Raw genomic sequence first — 16833 nt, 5'->3', positions numbered from 1 at the left:
CCATTGAAGTCCGGATTGAGCGGGTTGGACCTGATTCGCAGGTTAGCGGATCCCATCCCGCCCCCGCTGGCAAACCGGCAACCCCGCGCGCAAGGGCCTGACGCAAGCCGGGCGCGAGGGCACCGCGCAAGCCGGGCGAGACCTCCGGCAGGCCGGCAGGCCGGGCGGAGAGAGGCACGGAGGCGGAGAGGCACGGAGGCCAAAGAGGCAGAGAGGCGGAGACGACCGCGCCCGGCCGGGGGAGCGGCCGGGCGCGGTCTGGTGAGGTGGCTTCGTCAGCGTTCGGGGCGGCGGGGACGCCAGACCACCAGCGCGGTCGAGGTGCGGTTGGTGGGCACCAGGTCGCTGCCGGGGAAGCGGGCCAGCGCTTCCAGCTCGGCGATCCGGCGGTACGCGGCGTCCAGCTCCGCTTCCAGCCGGGCCACCCGCTGCTGCGCCTCCTCCAGCAACCGCTCCAGCCCGATGATGCGCTTGACCCCGGCCAGGTTGATGCCGTCGTCCTGGCTGAGCCGCTGCACCTCGCGCAGCAGCACCACGTCGCGGACGCTGTACCGGCGCCCGCCGCCGGCGGCACGGCCGGGCTGGACCAGGCCCAGCCGGTCGTACTGGCGCAGGGTCTGCGGGTGCATCCCCGCCATCCGTGCCGCCACCGAGATCATCAGCACCTTGGCCTCGTAGGCAGGGTCACCCGAGCCGACGTACTGGTCCGACATCCCGCTCACCTCCGCGTGCGCTCCACCGAGCCGACTGAACACCGGGTCAACTGAATCGACGTACCCGCGCCTCGAGATGTTCCCGGGCGGCCGGCGGGGTCTGCGCGGCGAAGTTCTCCAGCGCCGCACGCGCCTCGTCGGACACCTTCGCGGGCACGATCACGTCGAGCGTCACCAGCAGGTCGCCCGCCTGGCCGTCCCGGCGGAGGACCCCCTTGCCCCGGGCCCGCAGGATCCGGCCGCTCGGCGTGCCCGGTGGCACCCGCAGGGTCACCGCGCCGTCGAGGGTGGGCACCCGCAGGTCCGTGCCGAGCACGGCCTCCGCGAAGGTGATCGGCACCGTCAGCGTGAGGTCGTCGCCGGTACGCCCGAACAGCTCGTCCGGTCGCACCTTGACGTGTACGAAGAGGTCGCCCGCCGGGCCACCCCGTGCGCCCGGCTCGCCCCGCCCGGCCAGCCGGATCTTCTGGCCGTCCGCCACCCCGGCCGGGAAGCGCACGTTCAGCGTGCGGGTCTTGGTGACCCCGCCGGTGCCCTGGCACTCGGGGCACTTCTCCTCCACGACCGTGCCCACGCCCTGGCAGTTGCGGCACGGCTCTGAGAAGCTGAACGACCCCTGGTTACGGTTGGTCACCCCGGCCCCGTGGCACACCTGGCAGGTACGCGGCGAGGTGCCGGGCTTGGCCCCGTTGCCGTGGCAGGTGTCGCAGACGCCCGGGGCGCGCAGCGTCAGCGGCAACGTCACCCCGCGTACGGCGTCGCCGAAGTCGAGGGCCACCTCGGCCTCGACGTCCCGTCCCCGGGCCGGGCCACGGGCCGCCGCACCACCGGCGGGACCGCCCGCGCCGCCGGTGAAGATCGAACTGAACAGGTCCTGGAAGCCGGCCCCGCCGAAGCGACGGTCACCGCCCCCGCCCGCAGCGCCCCCGAACAGGTCGGAGACGTCGAACGGCACGCCGCCGGGCTGGCCCGCGCCCCGGGCCCCGCGCCGGAACGCCCCTGAGCCGAACAGCGACCGCAGCTCGTCGTACTCCCGCCGCTTGGCGTCGTCGCCGAGCACGGCGTACGCCTCGGAGGCCGCCTTGAAACGCTCCTCGGCCTTCGGGTCGCCGGGGTTGTGGTCCGGGTGCGAATCCCGGGCCACCTTCCGGTACGCCTTCTTGACGTCGTCGGCGGAGGCGGCCTTGTCCACGCCCAGCACGGCGTAGAAGTCCTTCTCGATCCAGTCCTTGGAACTCACCGGTCCACCCCCTTCCCTAGCTGGGGACCGACCGTCCCGCCCGCCCTCGGTGGGCGGGCGGGACGGTCCGGTCGTCGTTCCGCACTACTCCGGGTCGGCGACCGCGACCATCGCGGGCCGCAACAGCCGCTCACCGACCTGGTAGCCCCGGCGCATCACCTGCACGCAGGTGGGCTCGGTGACGTCGGCCGAGGTCTGGTGCGCGACCGCCTCGTGCCGGGTCGGGTCGAACGGATCGCCCTGCTCGCCGAACGGGGCCAGCCCGAACTTGCCGAGCGCCGCGACGAGCTGGTCGGCCACGCTGCCGAACGGCCCGACCAGGTCGCCGTGCTCGCGGGCCCGGTCCAGATCGTCGAGGATCGGCAGCAGCGCCGCGAGCACCGCGCCGGTCGCCTGCTCGGTGACCAGGCCCTTGTCCCGGTCCACCCGTTTGCGGTAGTTGGCGTACTCCGCCGTCACCCGCTGGAGGTCCCGGGTCCGCTCGTCGAGGTCCTTGCGCAGCGCCTCGAGTTCGGCGCCGAGCGCGGTCGGAGCACCGTCGACCGGCTGTGCCGGGGCGTCCACCACCGGCGGCCCGGTCACCTCGGCCGCCTCGACCTCGATCTCGTCGACGACGACCTCGGACTCCTCGACCAGGCCCTCGGCCGGGGCGTCCGAGCCGGCGTCGGCGGCGGCCGGCTCGGACGTCTCGCTGATCTTGCGGTTGTTGCGGATGACGACCCGCGGCCCGTCGCCGGCCTGCTCGGCGGGCGCGGAGCCACCCGGCGCCGACCCGGTCGCACCCGGGTCGGCAGCTCGTGGCTTCTCCGTCATGGGGCTACCTCATCCCTCTGCCGTGGTTCCGTGTCCGGGGACTGTCACTTCTTGTCCTTGTCCTCGTCCACGATCTCCGCGTCGACCACGTCGTCCGCGCCGCCGGCCTGCGGACCGCCGGTCGCACCCGCGCCGGCAGCGCCCGCGGCACCCGGGCCGGCCTCGCCCGGCTGCTCGCCCTGCTGGTTGTAGAGCAGCGAGCCGGCCTGCTGGGAGACCTGCGCCAGCTTCTCGTGCGCCGACTTGATCTTCTCGATGTCCTGGCCGCCGAGCGCGCCGCGCAGCTCGCCGAGCGCCTCGTTGATCTGGTCACGGGACTCCGACGGCAGCTTGTCGCCGCTCTCGGCCAGGAACTTCTCGGTCTGCCACTGGAGCGCCTCGGCCAGGTTGCGGGTCTCGGCCTCCTCGCGGCGACGCTTGTCGTCCTCGGCGTGCTCCTCGGCGTCGCGGCGCATCCGCTCGATGTCGTCCTTCGGCAGCGAGGAGCCGCCGGTGATCGTCATCTTCTGTTCCTTGCCGGTGCCGAGGTCCTTGGCGTGGACGTTGACGATGCCGTTGGCGTCGATGTCGAAGGTGACCTCGATCTGCGGCACGCCGCGCGGCGCCGGCGGGAGGCCGGTCAGCTCGAAGGTGCCGAGCTTCTTGTTGTAGGCCGCGATCTCCCGCTCGCCCTGGAAGACCTGGATCAGCACCGACGGCTGGTTGTCGTCCGCCGTGGTGAAGACCTCGGAGCGCTTGGTCGGGATGGTGGTGTTGCGCTCGATCAGCTTGGTGAAGATGCCGCCCTTGGTCTCGATGCCCAGGCTCAGCGGGGTCACGTCGAGCAGCAGGACGTCCTTGACCTCACCCTTGAGCACACCGGCCTGGAGGGCGGCGCCGACGGCCACGACCTCGTCCGGGTTGACGCCCTTGTTGGGCTCCTTGCCGGTGAGCTGCTTGACCAGGTCGGTCACGGCCGGCATCCGGGTGGAGCCGCCGACCATGATGACGTGCTCGACGTCGGAGACCTTGATGCCGGCGTCCTTCACGGCCTGCTCGAACGGGCCCTTGCAGCGGTCCAGCAGGTCCTGCGTCATCCGCTGGAACTCGGCCCGGCTGAGGGTCACGTCCAGGTGCAGCGGGCCCGCCGCGCCGGCCGTGATGTACGGCAGGTTGATGTTGGTGGTGGTGGCGGCGGACAGCTCGATCTTGGCCTTCTCGGCCGCCTCGCGGAGCCGCTGGAGGGCCATCTTGTCCTGGCTCAGGTCGATGCCGTGCTCGCCGCGGAAGGTCTTCACCAGGTGGTCGATGATCCGCTGGTCCCAGTCGTCGCCACCGAGGTTGTTGTCACCGCTGGTCGACTTGACCTCGACGACGCCCTCGGCCAGCTCCAGCAGCGACACGTCGAAGGTGCCGCCACCGAGGTCGAAGACCAGGACGGTCTGCTCCTTGGAGCCCTTGTCCAGCCCGTACGCCAGGGCCGCCGCGGTCGGCTCGTTCACGATCCGCAGCACGTTGAAGCCGGCGATCTCGCCCGCTTCCTTGGTGGCCTGGCGCTGGCCGTCGTTGAAGTAGGCCGGGACGGTGATCACCGCGTCGGTGATCTGCTCGCCCAGGTACGCCTCGGCGTCCCGCTTGAGCTTCATCAGCGTGCGGGCCGAGATCTCCTGCGGGGTGTACTTCTTGCCGTCGATGTCGACGGACCAGTTGGTGCCGATCTCCCGCTTGACCGAGCGGATCGTCCGGTCCGGGTTGGTCACCGCCTGGCGCTTGGCGACCTCGCCGACGAGCACCTCGCCGTTGCGGGCGAACGCGACGATCGACGGGGTCGTCCGCGAGCCCTCAGCGTTGGCGATGACGGTGGGCTCACCGCCCTCCAGAACGCTGACGCAGGAGTTCGTCGTGCCGAGGTCGATACCGACCGCACGTGCCATCTTCGCTTCCTCGCTTCATCACGTCGTGGGCAGGTGACGGGCGGGGCCCGTCCGAGCTGCCCGGCGGGCGTCGCCCGCAGCGACCCCACCACAAGTTGAGTGAACTTGACTCAATAGTGCCACGCCCTGCGAAATCGTCAAGTCGAGGTTGAGCGGACCCGACGCAACCCCAGGTTCGTACCGCCCGGTTGTCTTCCCTTGCGTCGGTCGGGCACGCTTTAGCGGTGACGACGCACGGCGATTCCGCCATCCCGTCCGGCACGCCCACCGTCGCAGCCCGCACCGGCCCCATCGACGCCGGGGAGGACCGGCCCGCAACCACGGGGGACGACAACCTGCCCGCCGCACTGGCCGGCCTGCGTGCCGCGATCGGGGCGGCCCGGTTCCCGCTCGCGCTTCCCTCCGCCGAGCCTGCCCGGCGGGCCGGCGGCAACCTCACCGACCAGCTCGACGACTACCTGCTGCCCCGGCTGCGCCGGCTCGACGCGCCGCTGCTCGTGGTGGTCGGCGGGTCCACCGGCGCGGGCAAGTCCACCCTCGTGAACAGCCTGGTGCAGGCGCGGGTGAGTGCCGCCGGCGTGCTCCGCCCGACCACCCGCTCCCCGGTGCTGGTCTGCAACCCCGCCGACTCGGGCTGGTTCCGCCAGGGCGAGCTGCTGCCCGGCCTCACCCGCACCACCGAGCCCAGCGAGGATTCGCGCACCCTGCAACTGGTCACCGCCCCGGCGCTGCCGGCCGGGCTGGCCTTCCTCGACGCCCCCGACATCGACTCGGTGGTCGACGCCAACCGGGCCCTGGCCGGTCAGCTCCTGGCCGCCGCCGACCTCTGGCTCTTCGTCACCACCGCCGCCCGCTACGCCGACGCCGTCCCCTGGGAGCTGCTGCGCAGCGCCCGTGCCCGGGGCGCGGTCATCGCCATGGTGCTGGACCGGGTGCCCGCGGAGGCGGCCGACGAGATCGCCGCCCACCTGTCGGAGATGCTCGCCGCGCAGGATCTGGGGGCCGCCCCGCTCTTCGTGCTGCCGGAGACCTGGGTCGACGGGCAGGGCCTGCTGCCCGAGCGGGTCACCGCGCCGCTCGCCGCCTGGTTCGCCCGGCTGGCCGCCGACGCCGACGCCCGCGCCGCCGTGGTGCGGCAGACCCTCGACGGCGCGCTCGCCGCGCTGCACCCGGCGGTCGACGGGCTCGCCGCCGCCGCCGAGGAGCAGATCACCGCCGCCGACGCGCTCGACGAGCGGGTGCTGGCCGCGTACCGGGGGGCGTACCGGACCGTCGGGCAGGGGCTGAAGGACGGCCGGCTGCTCCGCGGCGAGGTGCTCGCCCGCTGGCAGGAGTTCGTCGGCACCGGCGAGTTCTTCCGCACCCTGGAGGCCCGCATCGGGCGGTTCCGCGACCGGGTGGTGGCGGCGGTCACCGGCCGGCCCGCACCCGCGTCCGAGCTGCGCGACGCGATCGAGTCCCAGCTGGTGACCCTGCTGCGGGGCGTCGCCGCCGAGGCCGCCGAGAACGCGTACACCGGGTGGAAGGCCCATCCCGCCGGGGCGGCGCTGCTCGAACCGGAGCTGGCCCACCCCTCCGCCGACCTGCCCGAGCGGGCCGAGCGGCTGGTCCGGGAGTGGCAGCGTGGCGTGCTGGAGCTGGTCCGTGCCGAGGGCGGCGACCGCCGCTTCGTGGCCCGGACGGCCGCGTACGCGGTCAACGCCACCGGGCTCGCCGTGATGATCGCGGTGTTCGCCTCGACGGCGTTCATCCCCACCGGACTGGAGGTGGCCACCGGGGCCGGCACCACCGTCGCCGCGCAGACCGTGCTCCAGGCGATCTTCGGCGACCAGGCTGTGCGTACGCTGGCCACCAAGGCCCGGGCCGATCTGCTGGACCGGGTGCGGGCCCTGCTCGACGACGAGGCCGCCCGCTACCTGGACCGCACGGCGCAGGCGCGCCCCGCGGCGGACACCGCGGAGGCCCTGCGCGGCGCCGCCAACCGGGTGGAGATCGCCCGCAACCGCAGCGGCCTCGGCGACGCGGCCGTCGCCGGCCCGCCCGGCACCGAGGGTGGAGGGACATGACCAACATCGTCGGGCGGATGCGCGACGCGTTCCGCGGCGACCAACGGGTGGACGCCGACGCGCTCGTCGCCCGCCTCGACGCCGTACGCCGGTTCCTCACGGTCGTCGACGGTCACCTGCCGGACACGCAGCTCGTGCCCGCCCACACCCTGGTCGAGCGGGCCGGCACCCGGCTCGCGCTCTCCCGCGACCACACGGTGGTGGCCCTCGCCGGCGCGACCGGCAGCGGCAAGTCCAGCCTGTTCAACGCGCTGGCCCGGATGGAACTCTCCGCCGTCGGGGTGCGCCGCCCCACCACCGGTGTCGCGCACGCCTGCGTCTGGGGGCCGCTCGACGGCGGCAACCGGCTGCTCGACTGGGTCGGCGTGCTGCCCCGGCACCGGTTCGTCCGGGAGAGCGTGCTGGACGCCGACGACGAGTCCGCCCTGCACGGGCTGATCCTGCTCGACCTGCCCGACTTCGACTCGGTGCAGCGGTCCCACCAGATGGAGGTGGACCGCCTGCTCGGCCTGGTCGACCTCGTGATCTGGGTGGTCGACCCGCAGAAGTACGCCGACCGCGTCATCCACACCAGCTACCTGCGCGAGTTCCACCGGCACCGGGACGTCACCATGGTCGTGCTGAACCAGGCCGACCGGCTGCCGCCGGCCGAGCTGCCCCGGGTGCTGGCCGACCTGCGCCGGCTGCTCGACACCGACGGCCTGGACGGCGTACCGCTGCTGGCGACCACCGCCGTCGACCCGGCCGGCATGGTCGGGCTGCGGGAGGCGCTGGAACGCACCGTGGCCGAGCGGCAGGCCGCGCTGCGGCGGCTCCAGGGCGACGTGGACGCGGTGGTGGCCGGGCTCGACGAGCTGGTCGGCGGCGCCTCGCCGGCCGGCGGGCCGGACGACAGCGCCGTCACCGCGCTGCATCGGGCGCTGGCCGGCGCGGCCGGGGTGCCGGCGGTCGCCGAGGCGGTCGAGCAGGCGTACCGGCACCGGGGCGCCGCCACCACCGGTTGGCCACTGGTCCGGGGCTGGCGGCGACTGCGGCCCGACCCGCTGCGCCGGCTGCACCTGCCCGGTCCCGCCGCCGGCCGCGACGAACCGGCGGAGAGCCTCGTCGCCGCGACCTCGGTGCCCGACCCCACCGCCGCCCAGCGCTCGGCGCTCGGGCTGGCGATCCGGTCGGTGGCCGAGCGGGCCGGGGCTGACCTGCCCGCCTCCTGGCCCGCGGCGGTGACCGCCGCTGCCCGCTCCCGCCTCAATGTCCTGCCGAACGCGCTCGACCGCGCGGTGGCCGGCACGGACCTCGGCATGGACCGGCGCCCGTTCTGGTGGCGGCTCGTGGGGGGCCTCCAGTGGCTGGTGACCCTGGCCGCGCTGGCCGGGCTGGGCTGGCTGGCGCTCGGCTACGCGCTACGCGCCCTGGGCCTGCCCGCGCTGGAGCACCCGATGGTGGGCGAGGTGCCGCTGCCCACTCTGCTGCTCCTGGGCGGTCTGCTCGCCGGGCTGCTGGTGGCCGCCCTGACCAGACCGATCCTGCGCTGGGCGGCCCGCCGGGCCCGTCGCCGCGCCGAGCGGCGCCTGACGGCGGCGGTGTCGACGGTGGGCGAGGAGCACGTGCTGACGCCGGTGCGGGAGGTGCTCGCCTCCTATGCCGAGGCCCGCACGGCCCTGCGAGAGGCCGCCGGCCGCTGAGCTGGGACTCCGTGTCCGGCGACCGAAGCTCGGCGGGCACGTGCCGCCGCAGGCGCGACGCAGGGCCGTGACGCGGGCGCGCCGCTCGGGTCGGCTCGTACCGCCCTGGGGCGGGTGGCGGCGTAGGGTCGGTGGATGGGAACGCCTCAGACCCCGTACGACGCGGTGCTGCACGCCGCCCGCGACGTGGCCAAGCTGGACAACGCCCTCGACGCGGAGATGCTCGGCGCGGCCCTGCTGGGCAGCGTCTACTCGGTCGCCGAGACCGAGCGTGACGCCGCCGTCCGGGACTTCGTGGCCGGATTCCTGGCCGCCACCTCCCGCCGCCGCTCGGCCGCGGCGACCACGATCCGCTCCGTCTTCGCCGCGCTGGTCCCCGACGCCGAGGGCACGGGCCGGGTCCGCCCGGGTGCCGCCACCCCCGCCTGGGCCGCCCACCTCGGCCGCGTGCACCTGACCGGCTGCTGGTCCTACGGCGACGTGTACGGGGACCAGACCTCCTACCTGGCGACCTTCGCCTACGACGACCCGGCCGGCGGTTCGCCGCACGCCGTGGTGACGCTGCTCGACCACAACATCGGCATCACCAAGGACGTCTTCGTCGGTGGGCCGCCCGACCGGATCCTCGACCAGGTGCGGCAGATGTGCGCCGGGGACGAACTGACCTGGTTCCGCGACGAGGAGCCGGCCCGGATGCGCGCCGAGGTGACCCGCCACCTGGCGATCACCGACGGCCTGACCGAGCTGCCCGGGGAGGGCTCGCTCGCCACCGACCGCGCCCTGCTCGGCGCCCGCCTGGCCCGGCTGCCCCGGGCGCTCGGCGCGACCCCCGCGCCGGCCGCCGAGCCGCTCTCCGCCGCCGAGCGTACGGAACTGGTGCGCCGGTTCCTCGCCTCGCCCGAGGCGGCCCGCTTCGGCCTGGACGCCATCGACGGGGCGGAACTGGCCTCGCTGCACTTCTGCCTCAGCCTGCTGCTGGACCACGCGGCCGGTTTCCCGGACGCCGACCCGCTGCGGTGGAGCCCCACGGTGGCCGGGCTGTTCCTGCTCGACTGGGTGCACCGGCGGGCGGTGCTGGACATGGACGACGCCGCCCTGCTGCCCCGGGTGCTGCGCGCCTGGGCCGGGTACGCGGCCCGCAAACGCGGCCTGCCCGAGCGCGCGGTGGCCCAGACCGACACGGCCATCGAGGAGATGGTGCCGGAGTTCGCCCGCCTCTACAGCACCGGCGAACGCCGCAGCCCCGCCACGGCCGCCGTGGCGCAGCTGATGGCCGACGGCGTCGACCCCGACGACCCGGCCGCCCTCGACGCCTGGATCGAGGCCAACCGCCACCGCCTGACGGACGACCCCGCCTGACCCACGCTCCCTCCCCCTGCTGGTGTCGATCATGCAGTTGTGGTGGGCGGAAAGCGGCTTTCCATGCCCTTTGCGGGGCACCACAACTGCATGATCGACCGCGTCCGGGGTGGGGTGGTCAGCGGAGGGGGGCGATGGTCAGGGCCGCGACCAGGGCGCCCAGGGCCAGCCCCGCGAGCACCTGGGGCACCGTGTGGTCGCGCAGGCGCACCCGGGACCACCCGACCAGCACGAGCAGCGGCGCCGTCGCCAGCAACCCGGCACCGAACGTGAGCACCAGCACGACCACCGTCCCCGCGGCCACGGCCGAGTGGATGGAGACCTTCCACCAGTGACTCACCGTCACGGCGACCACCAGGCCGACGAGCCCGGCGGCGGCCAGGGCCAGCACCGGGCGCGGCGCGCCGAGCACCGCGAGCAGGGCCAGCCCGGCGGCGACCGAGCAGAGCCCGAACAGCAGCGGCACGCGGCGCTGCTCACGGACCCCCACGTGATGGTCGGTGAGCCGACCCCGCCACACCCCACCGAGGATGTACGCGAACGGGATGCCGCTGACGAAGAGCGCGGCCAGCAGTCCCCAGGCCAGCCCGTGCGCGCCGCCCCGGGTGCTGTGCCAGCCGACCGTCAGCGTCAGGCCCGAGACCAGGATGGCGGGCGCGGTCAGCTCGGTCACGACCCGGGCGAGCCACAGCGTCCAGCCGGGTCGCGGTACGGCGGTCGGAGGGGTCCGGGGTCCCGCGCCCCGGGCTGACCCTGCCCGCCGCGCCGGCCGGCCACCAGCGCCCGAACCGCCCGATCCGCTCAGCGCCCCGCCTCTGCTCCGCCCCGGGACACCGCCCGGAACCGCCCGTACCCCGGCGCTCCGACCGGGGCCGGGACCCCGCCGTGGATCACCTGGTGGACCTCGACGAACTCGATCACCCGGCCGTCACGCTGCCGTCGACCGTCACCGTACCCGTGGCCGGCCGTCCGGGTGCCCGCTCCGGCCGGGCCCGCCTGCCGGGCCACGGTCGCTGGCGGTCGGATCGGGGTGGGCGGTCGTCGGATCGGGGTCTGCGGCGGTCGGGGCAGGGTCGCTGGTGGCGGTGGCGGGCGGGTCGTCCGGTGACGGGGAGTCGCTGGGCTCCGAGGTCGCCGTGGGCTCGGGCGAGCGGGTGCTCGTCGGCTCCGCCGAGGTCGGTTCGCCGGTCGGCGTGGGCGCCGGGCTCGGGCTGGGGCTGGGCGAGGGAGACGGGGACGGGGACGGCCTCGGGGTCGCCGGGGGCGGCGACGGGACCGGTCGGCCGCCGGGCCGGGGCGGCGGTGGCGGCTTCGGACGCGCCACCGGCCCGTGCGGCGGCGGTGGCGGGGCCGGCGCCGCGACGACCGGCGTACGCGGGAAGGGCGCGAGGGTCCACCACACGTCCGGGGCCGCCACGGAGGGGGACGGGGTCGACGGGACAGCCGGCGGCCGGCTCGTCGCCGGTGCCGGGATCACCACGGGGCCCACCGAGGGGGTCGGGAGGAACGGGGTGCCGCTGTCGGGCAGTGCGGTGCTGCCGACGGTGGCGGAGCCGGTGCTGATCGCGGCGAGGACCGGCATCGTCGCGGTTCCAGCGAGCAGCGCCACGGTGAGCAGGTAGCCCCGGGACGGGCCGCCCGACGCGGGGGCCCGGTGCGCGCCGACCAGCCGGCGGTAGCCACCGGCGGCGCGGTGCCGGCCGAGCAGGGCGGTGGCGGGATCTGGACCTGGCTCGGACACCACGCACTTCCCTTCGTCGGCTCGGACGGCGGACGGGCCCGGTACGGCGACCGACCCGAGTACCCGGGGCACCGCCCGGACACGAGGAAGCGGCAAACCGCCCGACGCGGGGCGATCCCGCGCCAATCAGCCTGGACCAGTGACGCTGGGCAGCCAACCCTGCACAGCGTGTCGACACGCGTATGTGTCCGAACAGTGACGAACCAGCACCGGATCGGCCGGGCGTCGATGCACCGGACACCGGGCGCCGCAGGTGACGAAGCGGGTCCGCGCCACGGCCCGGGGAAGGCGCACTGTGGGGGCGCTCACGTGTGATGCGAATATGGACCACGACGGCAACGCAGCCACGACCTCCGCGCACCCTTCGCGGCAGGCGTGGCTGGGGGCCGGCGCTCCCGAACCGGGTTCGGCCAGAATCCGGCTCGCGCCGCGCGGCAACCCCCACCGGGGCTAGGCGCGGCCGCCAGGAACCCGCCCGGCACCAGCCGGGCAGGCGCACGAGTTGCGCGGCCGGGTGACCCCCCGTCGCCGACGCAGACAGACAGGGAGAGACGGATGGCAAAGGGCGACCCCGGGGTCTCCAGTCGCGGCCGACGAGCCGCACCCCGCTCCAAGAAGGGTGCGACCGGCGACCCGCAGCTGGTGCAGCTGCTCACTCCGGAGGGTGAGCGGATCGAGAGCGCGACCGGCCCGGACGGGACCGAGTACCGCGTCGACTTCACCGACGAGGAGTACCGCGGGCTCTACCGCGACCTCGTGCTGGTCCGCAAGCTCGACGCCGAGGCCACCGCGCTGCAGCGCCAGGGCGAGCTGGGCCTGTGGGCCAGCCTGCTGGGCCAGGAGGCCGCGCAGGTGGGCTCGGGACGCGCGCTGCGTACGCAGGACATGGCCTTCCCGACCTACCGCGAGCACGGCGTCCTCTACTGCCGGGGCATCGACCCGATCATGCCGCTCGGCCTGTTCCGGGGAGTCGACCAGGGCGGCTGGGACCCGAACGAGTTCAAGTTCAACATGTACACGATCGTCATCGGGGCGCAGACCCTGCACGCGACCGGGTACGCCATGGGCGTCCACATGGACGGCAAGACCGGGACCGAGGACGGCGAGGCGGTGATCGCCTACTTCGGCGACGGCGCCAGCAGCCAGGGCGACGTCAACGAGTCGTTCGTCTGGGCCAGCGTCTTCAACGCCCCGCTGGTGTTCTTCTGCCAGAACAACCAGTACGCCATCTCGCAGCCGCTGGAGCGCCAGACCCGGGTGCCGCTCTACCAGCGGGCGGGCGGCTTCGGCTTCCCCGGAACCCGGGTGGACGGCAACGACGTGCTCGCGTCGTACGCGGTGACCCGGCACGCGCTGGACAACGCCCGGCTCGGCCAGGGCCCCAGCCTGATCGAGGCCTACACCTACCGGATGGGCGCGCACACCACCTCCGACGACCCGACCCGCTACCGGATCGCCAGCGAGGTCGAGGCCTGGCAGGCGAAGGACCCGATCGCCCGGATGAAGGCGTTCCTGACCCGGCAGCAGCTCGCCGACGCGGACTTCTTCGCGGCCGTCGACGAGCAGGCCCGCACGGAGTCGGTGCACCTGCGCGAGCGGGTGCTCGCCATGCCCGACCCGGAGCCGGTGACGATGTTCGACCACGTCTACCCGCACGGTTCCCCCGAGCTCGACGAGCAGCGGGCGCAGTTCACCAGCTACCTGGAGTCGTTCGAGGGGAGCGCGCACTGATGGCCACGGAGACGCTCACCCTCGGCAAGGCCCTCAACACCGGTCTGCGCAAGGCCCTGGAGAACGACCCGAAGGTCGTCATCATGGGCGAGGACGTCGGCAAGCTCGGCGGCGTCTTCCGGATCACCGACGGCCTCCAGAAGGACTTCGGCGACCAGCGGGTGATCGACACCCCGCTCGCCGAGTCCGGCATCATCGGCACCGCGGTCGGCCTGGCCATCCGCGGCTTCCGGCCGGTCTGCGAGATCCAGTTCGACGGCTTCGTCTACCCCGCGTACGACCAGATCGTGTCGCAGGTGGCGAAGATGCACTACCGCTCGCAGGGCAAGGTGCGGATCCCGATGGTCATCCGGATCCCGTTCGGCGGCGGCATCGGCGCGGTCGAGCACCACTCGGAGTCGCCGGAGGCGTACTTCGCCCACACCGCCGGCCTGAAGGTCGTGTCGTGCGCCAACCCGCAGGACGCGTACACGATGATCCAGCAGGCCATCGCCTCGGACGACCCGATCGTCTTCCTGGAGCCGAAGCGGCGCTACTGGGAGAAGGGCCCGGTCGAGTTGGACGCCCCGCTGTCCGACGCGTACCCGCTGCACTCCTCCCGGGTCGTCCGGCCCGGCACGGACGCCACGATCCTGGCGTACGGGCCGATGGTGCGGACCTGCCTGGACGCGGCGACCGCCGCCGCCGAGGACGGCCGGGAGCTGGAGGTCATCGACCTGCGCTCGCTGTCCCCGTTGGACCTGACCGCCGTGTACGGGTCGGTGAAGCGCACCGGCCGCTGCGTGGTCGTGCACGAGGCCCCGGGCAACCTGGGCCTGGGCTCGGAGATCGCGGCCCGGGTCACCGAGGAGTGCTTCTACTCCCTGGAGTCCCCGGTGCTGCGGGTGACCGGCTTCGACACCCCCTACCCGGCCGCCCGGGTGGAGGAGGAGTACCTGCCCGATCTCGACCGGGTGCTCGACGCCGTCGACCGCACCTTCGGCTGGTGAGCGGCATGTCGCGGATCAAGGAGTTCAACCTGCCCGACCTGGGCGAGGGCCTGACCGAGGGGGAGATCCTCGCCTGGCTGGTCAAGGTCGGTGACGTCATCGAGCTGAACCAGCCGATCGTCGAGGTGGAGACGGCCAAGGCGGCCGTCGAGATCCCGGCCAAGTGGGCCGGCCAGGTGCAGGCGATCTTCCACCCGGAGGGGAGCACGGTCGAGGTCGGCACGCCGATCATCGCGATCGACACCGACCCGGGCGCGGGCCCGATCGAGGCGTCGACGACCGGTGCCCCGGACGCCGCCCTGCCCACCCCGTCGGCGGCGTCGCTGGCCGCGGTCCAGGTGGCACCGGCGGAGGGTGCGGTCGAGCCGGGCCTGATCGGCGGCCCTGCCCCGGGTGGGCGTACCGCCGTGCTGGTCGGCTACGGCCCGCGGAGCACGACGGCCAAGCGCCGCCCCCGCAGGGGCGACACCCCGGCGCCGGCCCAGGTGCCGGCCCAGGCCGCTGCGCCGGTCGCACCGGCGCCGCCGGCCCCGGTGGTCGCCGCGCCGTCGAACGGTCACGCACCGGCCGGCGGGCCGGTGCTGGCCAAGCCGCCCGTACGCAAGCTCGCCAAGGATCTCGGCGTCGACCTGTCCACGCTGACCGGGTCGGGCCCGCTGGGCTCGGTCACCCGGGAGGACGTACAGCGGGCGGCGAGCGCGGCCACGGCGGCGGCCGAGCCGCTCGCGGTGTCGGCTCCGGCCACGGTGGCCGCGAGCTTCGGCGCGGACCGCGAGCAGCGCATCCCCGTCAAGGGGGTACGCAAGCTCACCGCCGAGAACATGTCCCGCTCGGCGTTCACCGCGCCGCACGTCACGGAGTTCCTGACCGTCGACGTGACCCGGGCGATGAAGGCCCTGGAGCGGCTCCGCAACCGGCGGGAGTGGCGCGACGTGCGGGTCTCGCCGCTGCTGTTGGTGGCCAAGGCGGTGCTGCTGGCGGTCAAGCGCCACCCGATGGTCAACTCGACCTGGGCCGGCGACGAGATCGTCGTCAAGGACTACGTCAACCTGGGCATCGCGGCGGCCACCGGACGCGGGCTGATCGTGCCGAACATCAAGGACGCCGGCCGGCTCTCGCTGCGCGAGCTGGCGGACGCGATGACCGCCCTGGTGCAGACGGCCAAGGCCGGGAAGACCTCGCCGGCCGACATGTCCGGCGGCACGCTGACGATCACCAACGTCGGCGTGTTCGGAGTGGACACCGGTACGCCGATCCTGCCCCCGGGCGAGTCGGCGATCCTGGCCTTCGGCGCGGTCCGCGAAATGCCCTGGGTGCACAAGGGCAAGGTCAAGCCGCGTCAGGTCACCACGCTGGGTCTCTCCTTCGACCACCGGATCATCGACGGTGAGCTCGGCTCGAAGTTCCTGCGCGACATCGGGGAGTTCCTGGCCGATCCGGAGGCGGCTCTGCTCGCCTGGACCTGACGGTCCTGACGCCAGCCGAACGGCCGGTGTGCCACGGGTTGACGCCCGGCACACCGGCCGTTTCCGTTGGGGAAGGAAACGTCGGTCACCAACACCCTCCACCTTCGATCGTTAGGCTGGTGTCCCAGCTCACCTAACAATCGATGGAAGTTCGGGTCGTCTTGGTGTTCAATAGAGACATCAAGGGGCTGACAACCGAATAGCCAGGAGGAGAGACCCATGAGCATGATCGAGCGAATCCGCAACCGCCGCGACGCCAACCGCCGCGCCCGTGCCATCGAGCACGCGCTGCGCTCCGCCAACTCGCCCGCGGTCCGCGACGAGATCCTCGCCATCGCCCAGCGTCACATGAGCTGACGCCCCAAAGCCTTCCTCAACTCCTCCAGATCGATGACCCGTCCGGTTGCCCCGGGCGGGTCATCGGCGTTTCGCAGCGGCTGACACCGGGATTCCACCTCGCTCCAGCGCCCGGTACGGTGGGCTTCGGTCGTCGCCCACCGGCCGGATCAATCGAGTCGACAAGAGCCGCTCGATACCGTCCGGCCACGGGGAGTGACGACTGTGCTCCCCGGACGCCCTCCGGCGGTCACCGGATACGGTGCGGGGAGCCGGCACGGCGGGTACACCGGCGACGCCGGCCACCCTGCCGAGCAGACCGATCGGCAGCGGCGGCCGACAGGTGATGGAGGAGGCGCACGCATGACGTCCGAGGGCACGCACCACCCCGGCCAGCAGCCGGACGAGGTGTCGCCGGGCGCCGGCGGACCGGCGCCGTACGGCGACCGCCCGGCGCAGCAGGACAGTGGATACGGCACCGGCGCCCCCGACCTGGGTTGGGCGCCCCCGCCCCCGCCGGCGCGACCGAACCCGCCCGCCTGGGGCGCGCAGGGTGAGCAGCCGGCCCCCGCGTGGGCCGCCCAGGCACCGCAGCAGACCGACCCGGCCCAGCCTGGCCAGTGGGGGCCGGCCGGCGGATCGCCGCAGCCGGCGTGGCCGGGTGCGCAGGAGCAGTCCGGGCCGGCCTGGGCCGCCGCCGCCCCGCAGCCGCCGCAACAGCCGCACCCCGCCCCGGAGCAGCCCAACTGGGGGCCGGCCGAGCAGGCGTCGCCCGCCTGGGCAC

General features: G+C 74.0%; 13 protein-coding genes and 1 pseudogene. 9 read left to right on the top strand and 5 right to left on the bottom strand.

Going from position 1 to position 16833, the window contains the following annotated elements:
- Window positions 1-275: 275 nt before the first annotated feature.
- The 4 genes from ACGFIR_RS01740 to dnaK form a co-directional block, all read right to left on the bottom strand.
- Complete coding sequence (locus tag ACGFIR_RS01740; protein WP_393004954.1) at window positions 276-713, bottom strand: heat shock protein transcriptional repressor HspR; 438 nt, start codon at window positions 711-713, stop codon at window positions 276-278.
- A 46-nt stretch (window positions 714-759) separates the two neighbouring features.
- Entirely contained in the window at window positions 760-1953 is a 1194-nt protein-coding gene (gene dnaJ, locus ACGFIR_RS01735; protein ID WP_393142664.1) for a molecular chaperone DnaJ, read from the bottom strand.
- A gap of 84 nt (window positions 1954-2037) precedes the next feature.
- Complete coding sequence (grpE, locus tag ACGFIR_RS01730; protein ID WP_393142662.1) at window positions 2038-2766, bottom strand: nucleotide exchange factor GrpE; 729 nt, start codon at window positions 2764-2766, stop codon at window positions 2038-2040.
- Window positions 2767-2810: 44 nt separating this feature from the next.
- Window positions 2811-4679 carry a molecular chaperone DnaK gene (gene dnaK / locus ACGFIR_RS01725; protein WP_393142660.1) on the bottom strand — a complete coding sequence of 623 codons (1869 nt, stop codon included), beginning with the start codon at window positions 4677-4679 and terminating at the stop codon, window positions 2811-2813.
- Window positions 4680-4903: 224 nt separating this feature from the next.
- On the opposite strand from dnaK, the gene ACGFIR_RS01720 reads away from it, so the two are divergent.
- The 3 genes from ACGFIR_RS01720 (at window position 4904) to ACGFIR_RS01710 (ending at window position 9786) form a co-directional block, all read left to right on the top strand.
- The gene (locus ACGFIR_RS01720) at window positions 4904-6745 is read left to right on the top strand and encodes an ABC transporter (protein WP_393142658.1); all 1842 of its coding nucleotides are present in this window, start codon (window positions 4904-4906) and stop codon (window positions 6743-6745) included.
- Window positions 6742-8427 carry a GTPase gene (locus ACGFIR_RS01715; protein ID WP_393142656.1) on the top strand — a complete coding sequence of 562 codons (1686 nt, stop codon included), beginning with the start codon at window positions 6742-6744 and terminating at the stop codon, window positions 8425-8427. The genes ACGFIR_RS01720 and ACGFIR_RS01715 overlap by 4 nt, the downstream gene beginning before the upstream one ends.
- 135 nt (window positions 8428-8562) lie before the next feature.
- Window positions 8563-9786, top strand: a complete 1224-nt coding sequence (locus ACGFIR_RS01710; protein ID WP_393004966.1) for a hypothetical protein — start codon at window positions 8563-8565, stop codon at window positions 9784-9786.
- Between the two features lie 118 nt (window positions 9787-9904).
- On the opposite strand, the gene ACGFIR_RS01705 is transcribed toward ACGFIR_RS01710, so the two are convergent.
- Complete coding sequence (locus ACGFIR_RS01705; RefSeq protein WP_393004968.1) at window positions 9905-10459, bottom strand: phosphatase PAP2 family protein; 555 nt, start codon at window positions 10457-10459, stop codon at window positions 9905-9907.
- Between the two features lie 406 nt (window positions 10460-10865).
- Here ACGFIR_RS01705 and ACGFIR_RS01700 point away from each other — a divergent pair, with 406 nt between their 5' ends.
- The 6 genes and pseudogenes from ACGFIR_RS01700 to ACGFIR_RS01675 form a co-directional block, all read left to right on the top strand.
- Complete coding sequence (locus ACGFIR_RS01700) at window positions 10866-11408, top strand: hypothetical protein (RefSeq protein ID WP_393142654.1); 543 nt, start codon at window positions 10866-10868, stop codon at window positions 11406-11408.
- Window positions 11409-12082: 674 nt separating this feature from the next.
- Window positions 12083-13258 (top strand): pyruvate dehydrogenase (acetyl-transferring) E1 component subunit alpha, encoded by a 1176-nt coding sequence (gene pdhA / locus ACGFIR_RS01695; protein ID WP_393142652.1) that lies wholly within the window; start codon window positions 12083-12085, stop codon window positions 13256-13258.
- The gene (locus ACGFIR_RS01690) at window positions 13258-14247 is read left to right on the top strand and encodes an alpha-ketoacid dehydrogenase subunit beta (protein WP_393142650.1); all 990 of its coding nucleotides are present in this window, start codon (window positions 13258-13260) and stop codon (window positions 14245-14247) included. The genes pdhA and ACGFIR_RS01690 overlap by 1 nt, the downstream gene beginning before the upstream one ends.
- Window positions 14248-14252: 5 nt before the next feature.
- Window positions 14253-15713, top strand: coding sequence for a dihydrolipoamide acetyltransferase family protein (locus tag ACGFIR_RS01685; RefSeq protein WP_393143702.1), 1461 nt, complete (start codon window positions 14253-14255; stop codon window positions 15711-15713).
- Between the two features lie 219 nt (window positions 15714-15932).
- The gene (locus tag ACGFIR_RS01680) at window positions 15933-16070 is read left to right on the top strand and encodes a hypothetical protein (protein ID WP_167180486.1); all 138 of its coding nucleotides are present in this window, start codon (window positions 15933-15935) and stop codon (window positions 16068-16070) included.
- A 342-nt stretch (window positions 16071-16412) separates the two neighbouring features.
- Window positions 16413-16833: pseudogene (locus ACGFIR_RS01675) on the top strand (hypothetical protein); the annotation flags it as partial.

It is taken from the genome of Micromonospora sp. NPDC049051, assembly GCF_043197575.1.
GTDB lineage: Bacteria > Actinomycetota > Actinomycetes > Mycobacteriales > Micromonosporaceae > Micromonospora.
Note: the sequence above shows the minus strand (reverse complement) of the source record. Positions and strands in the feature narration are given on the sequence as shown.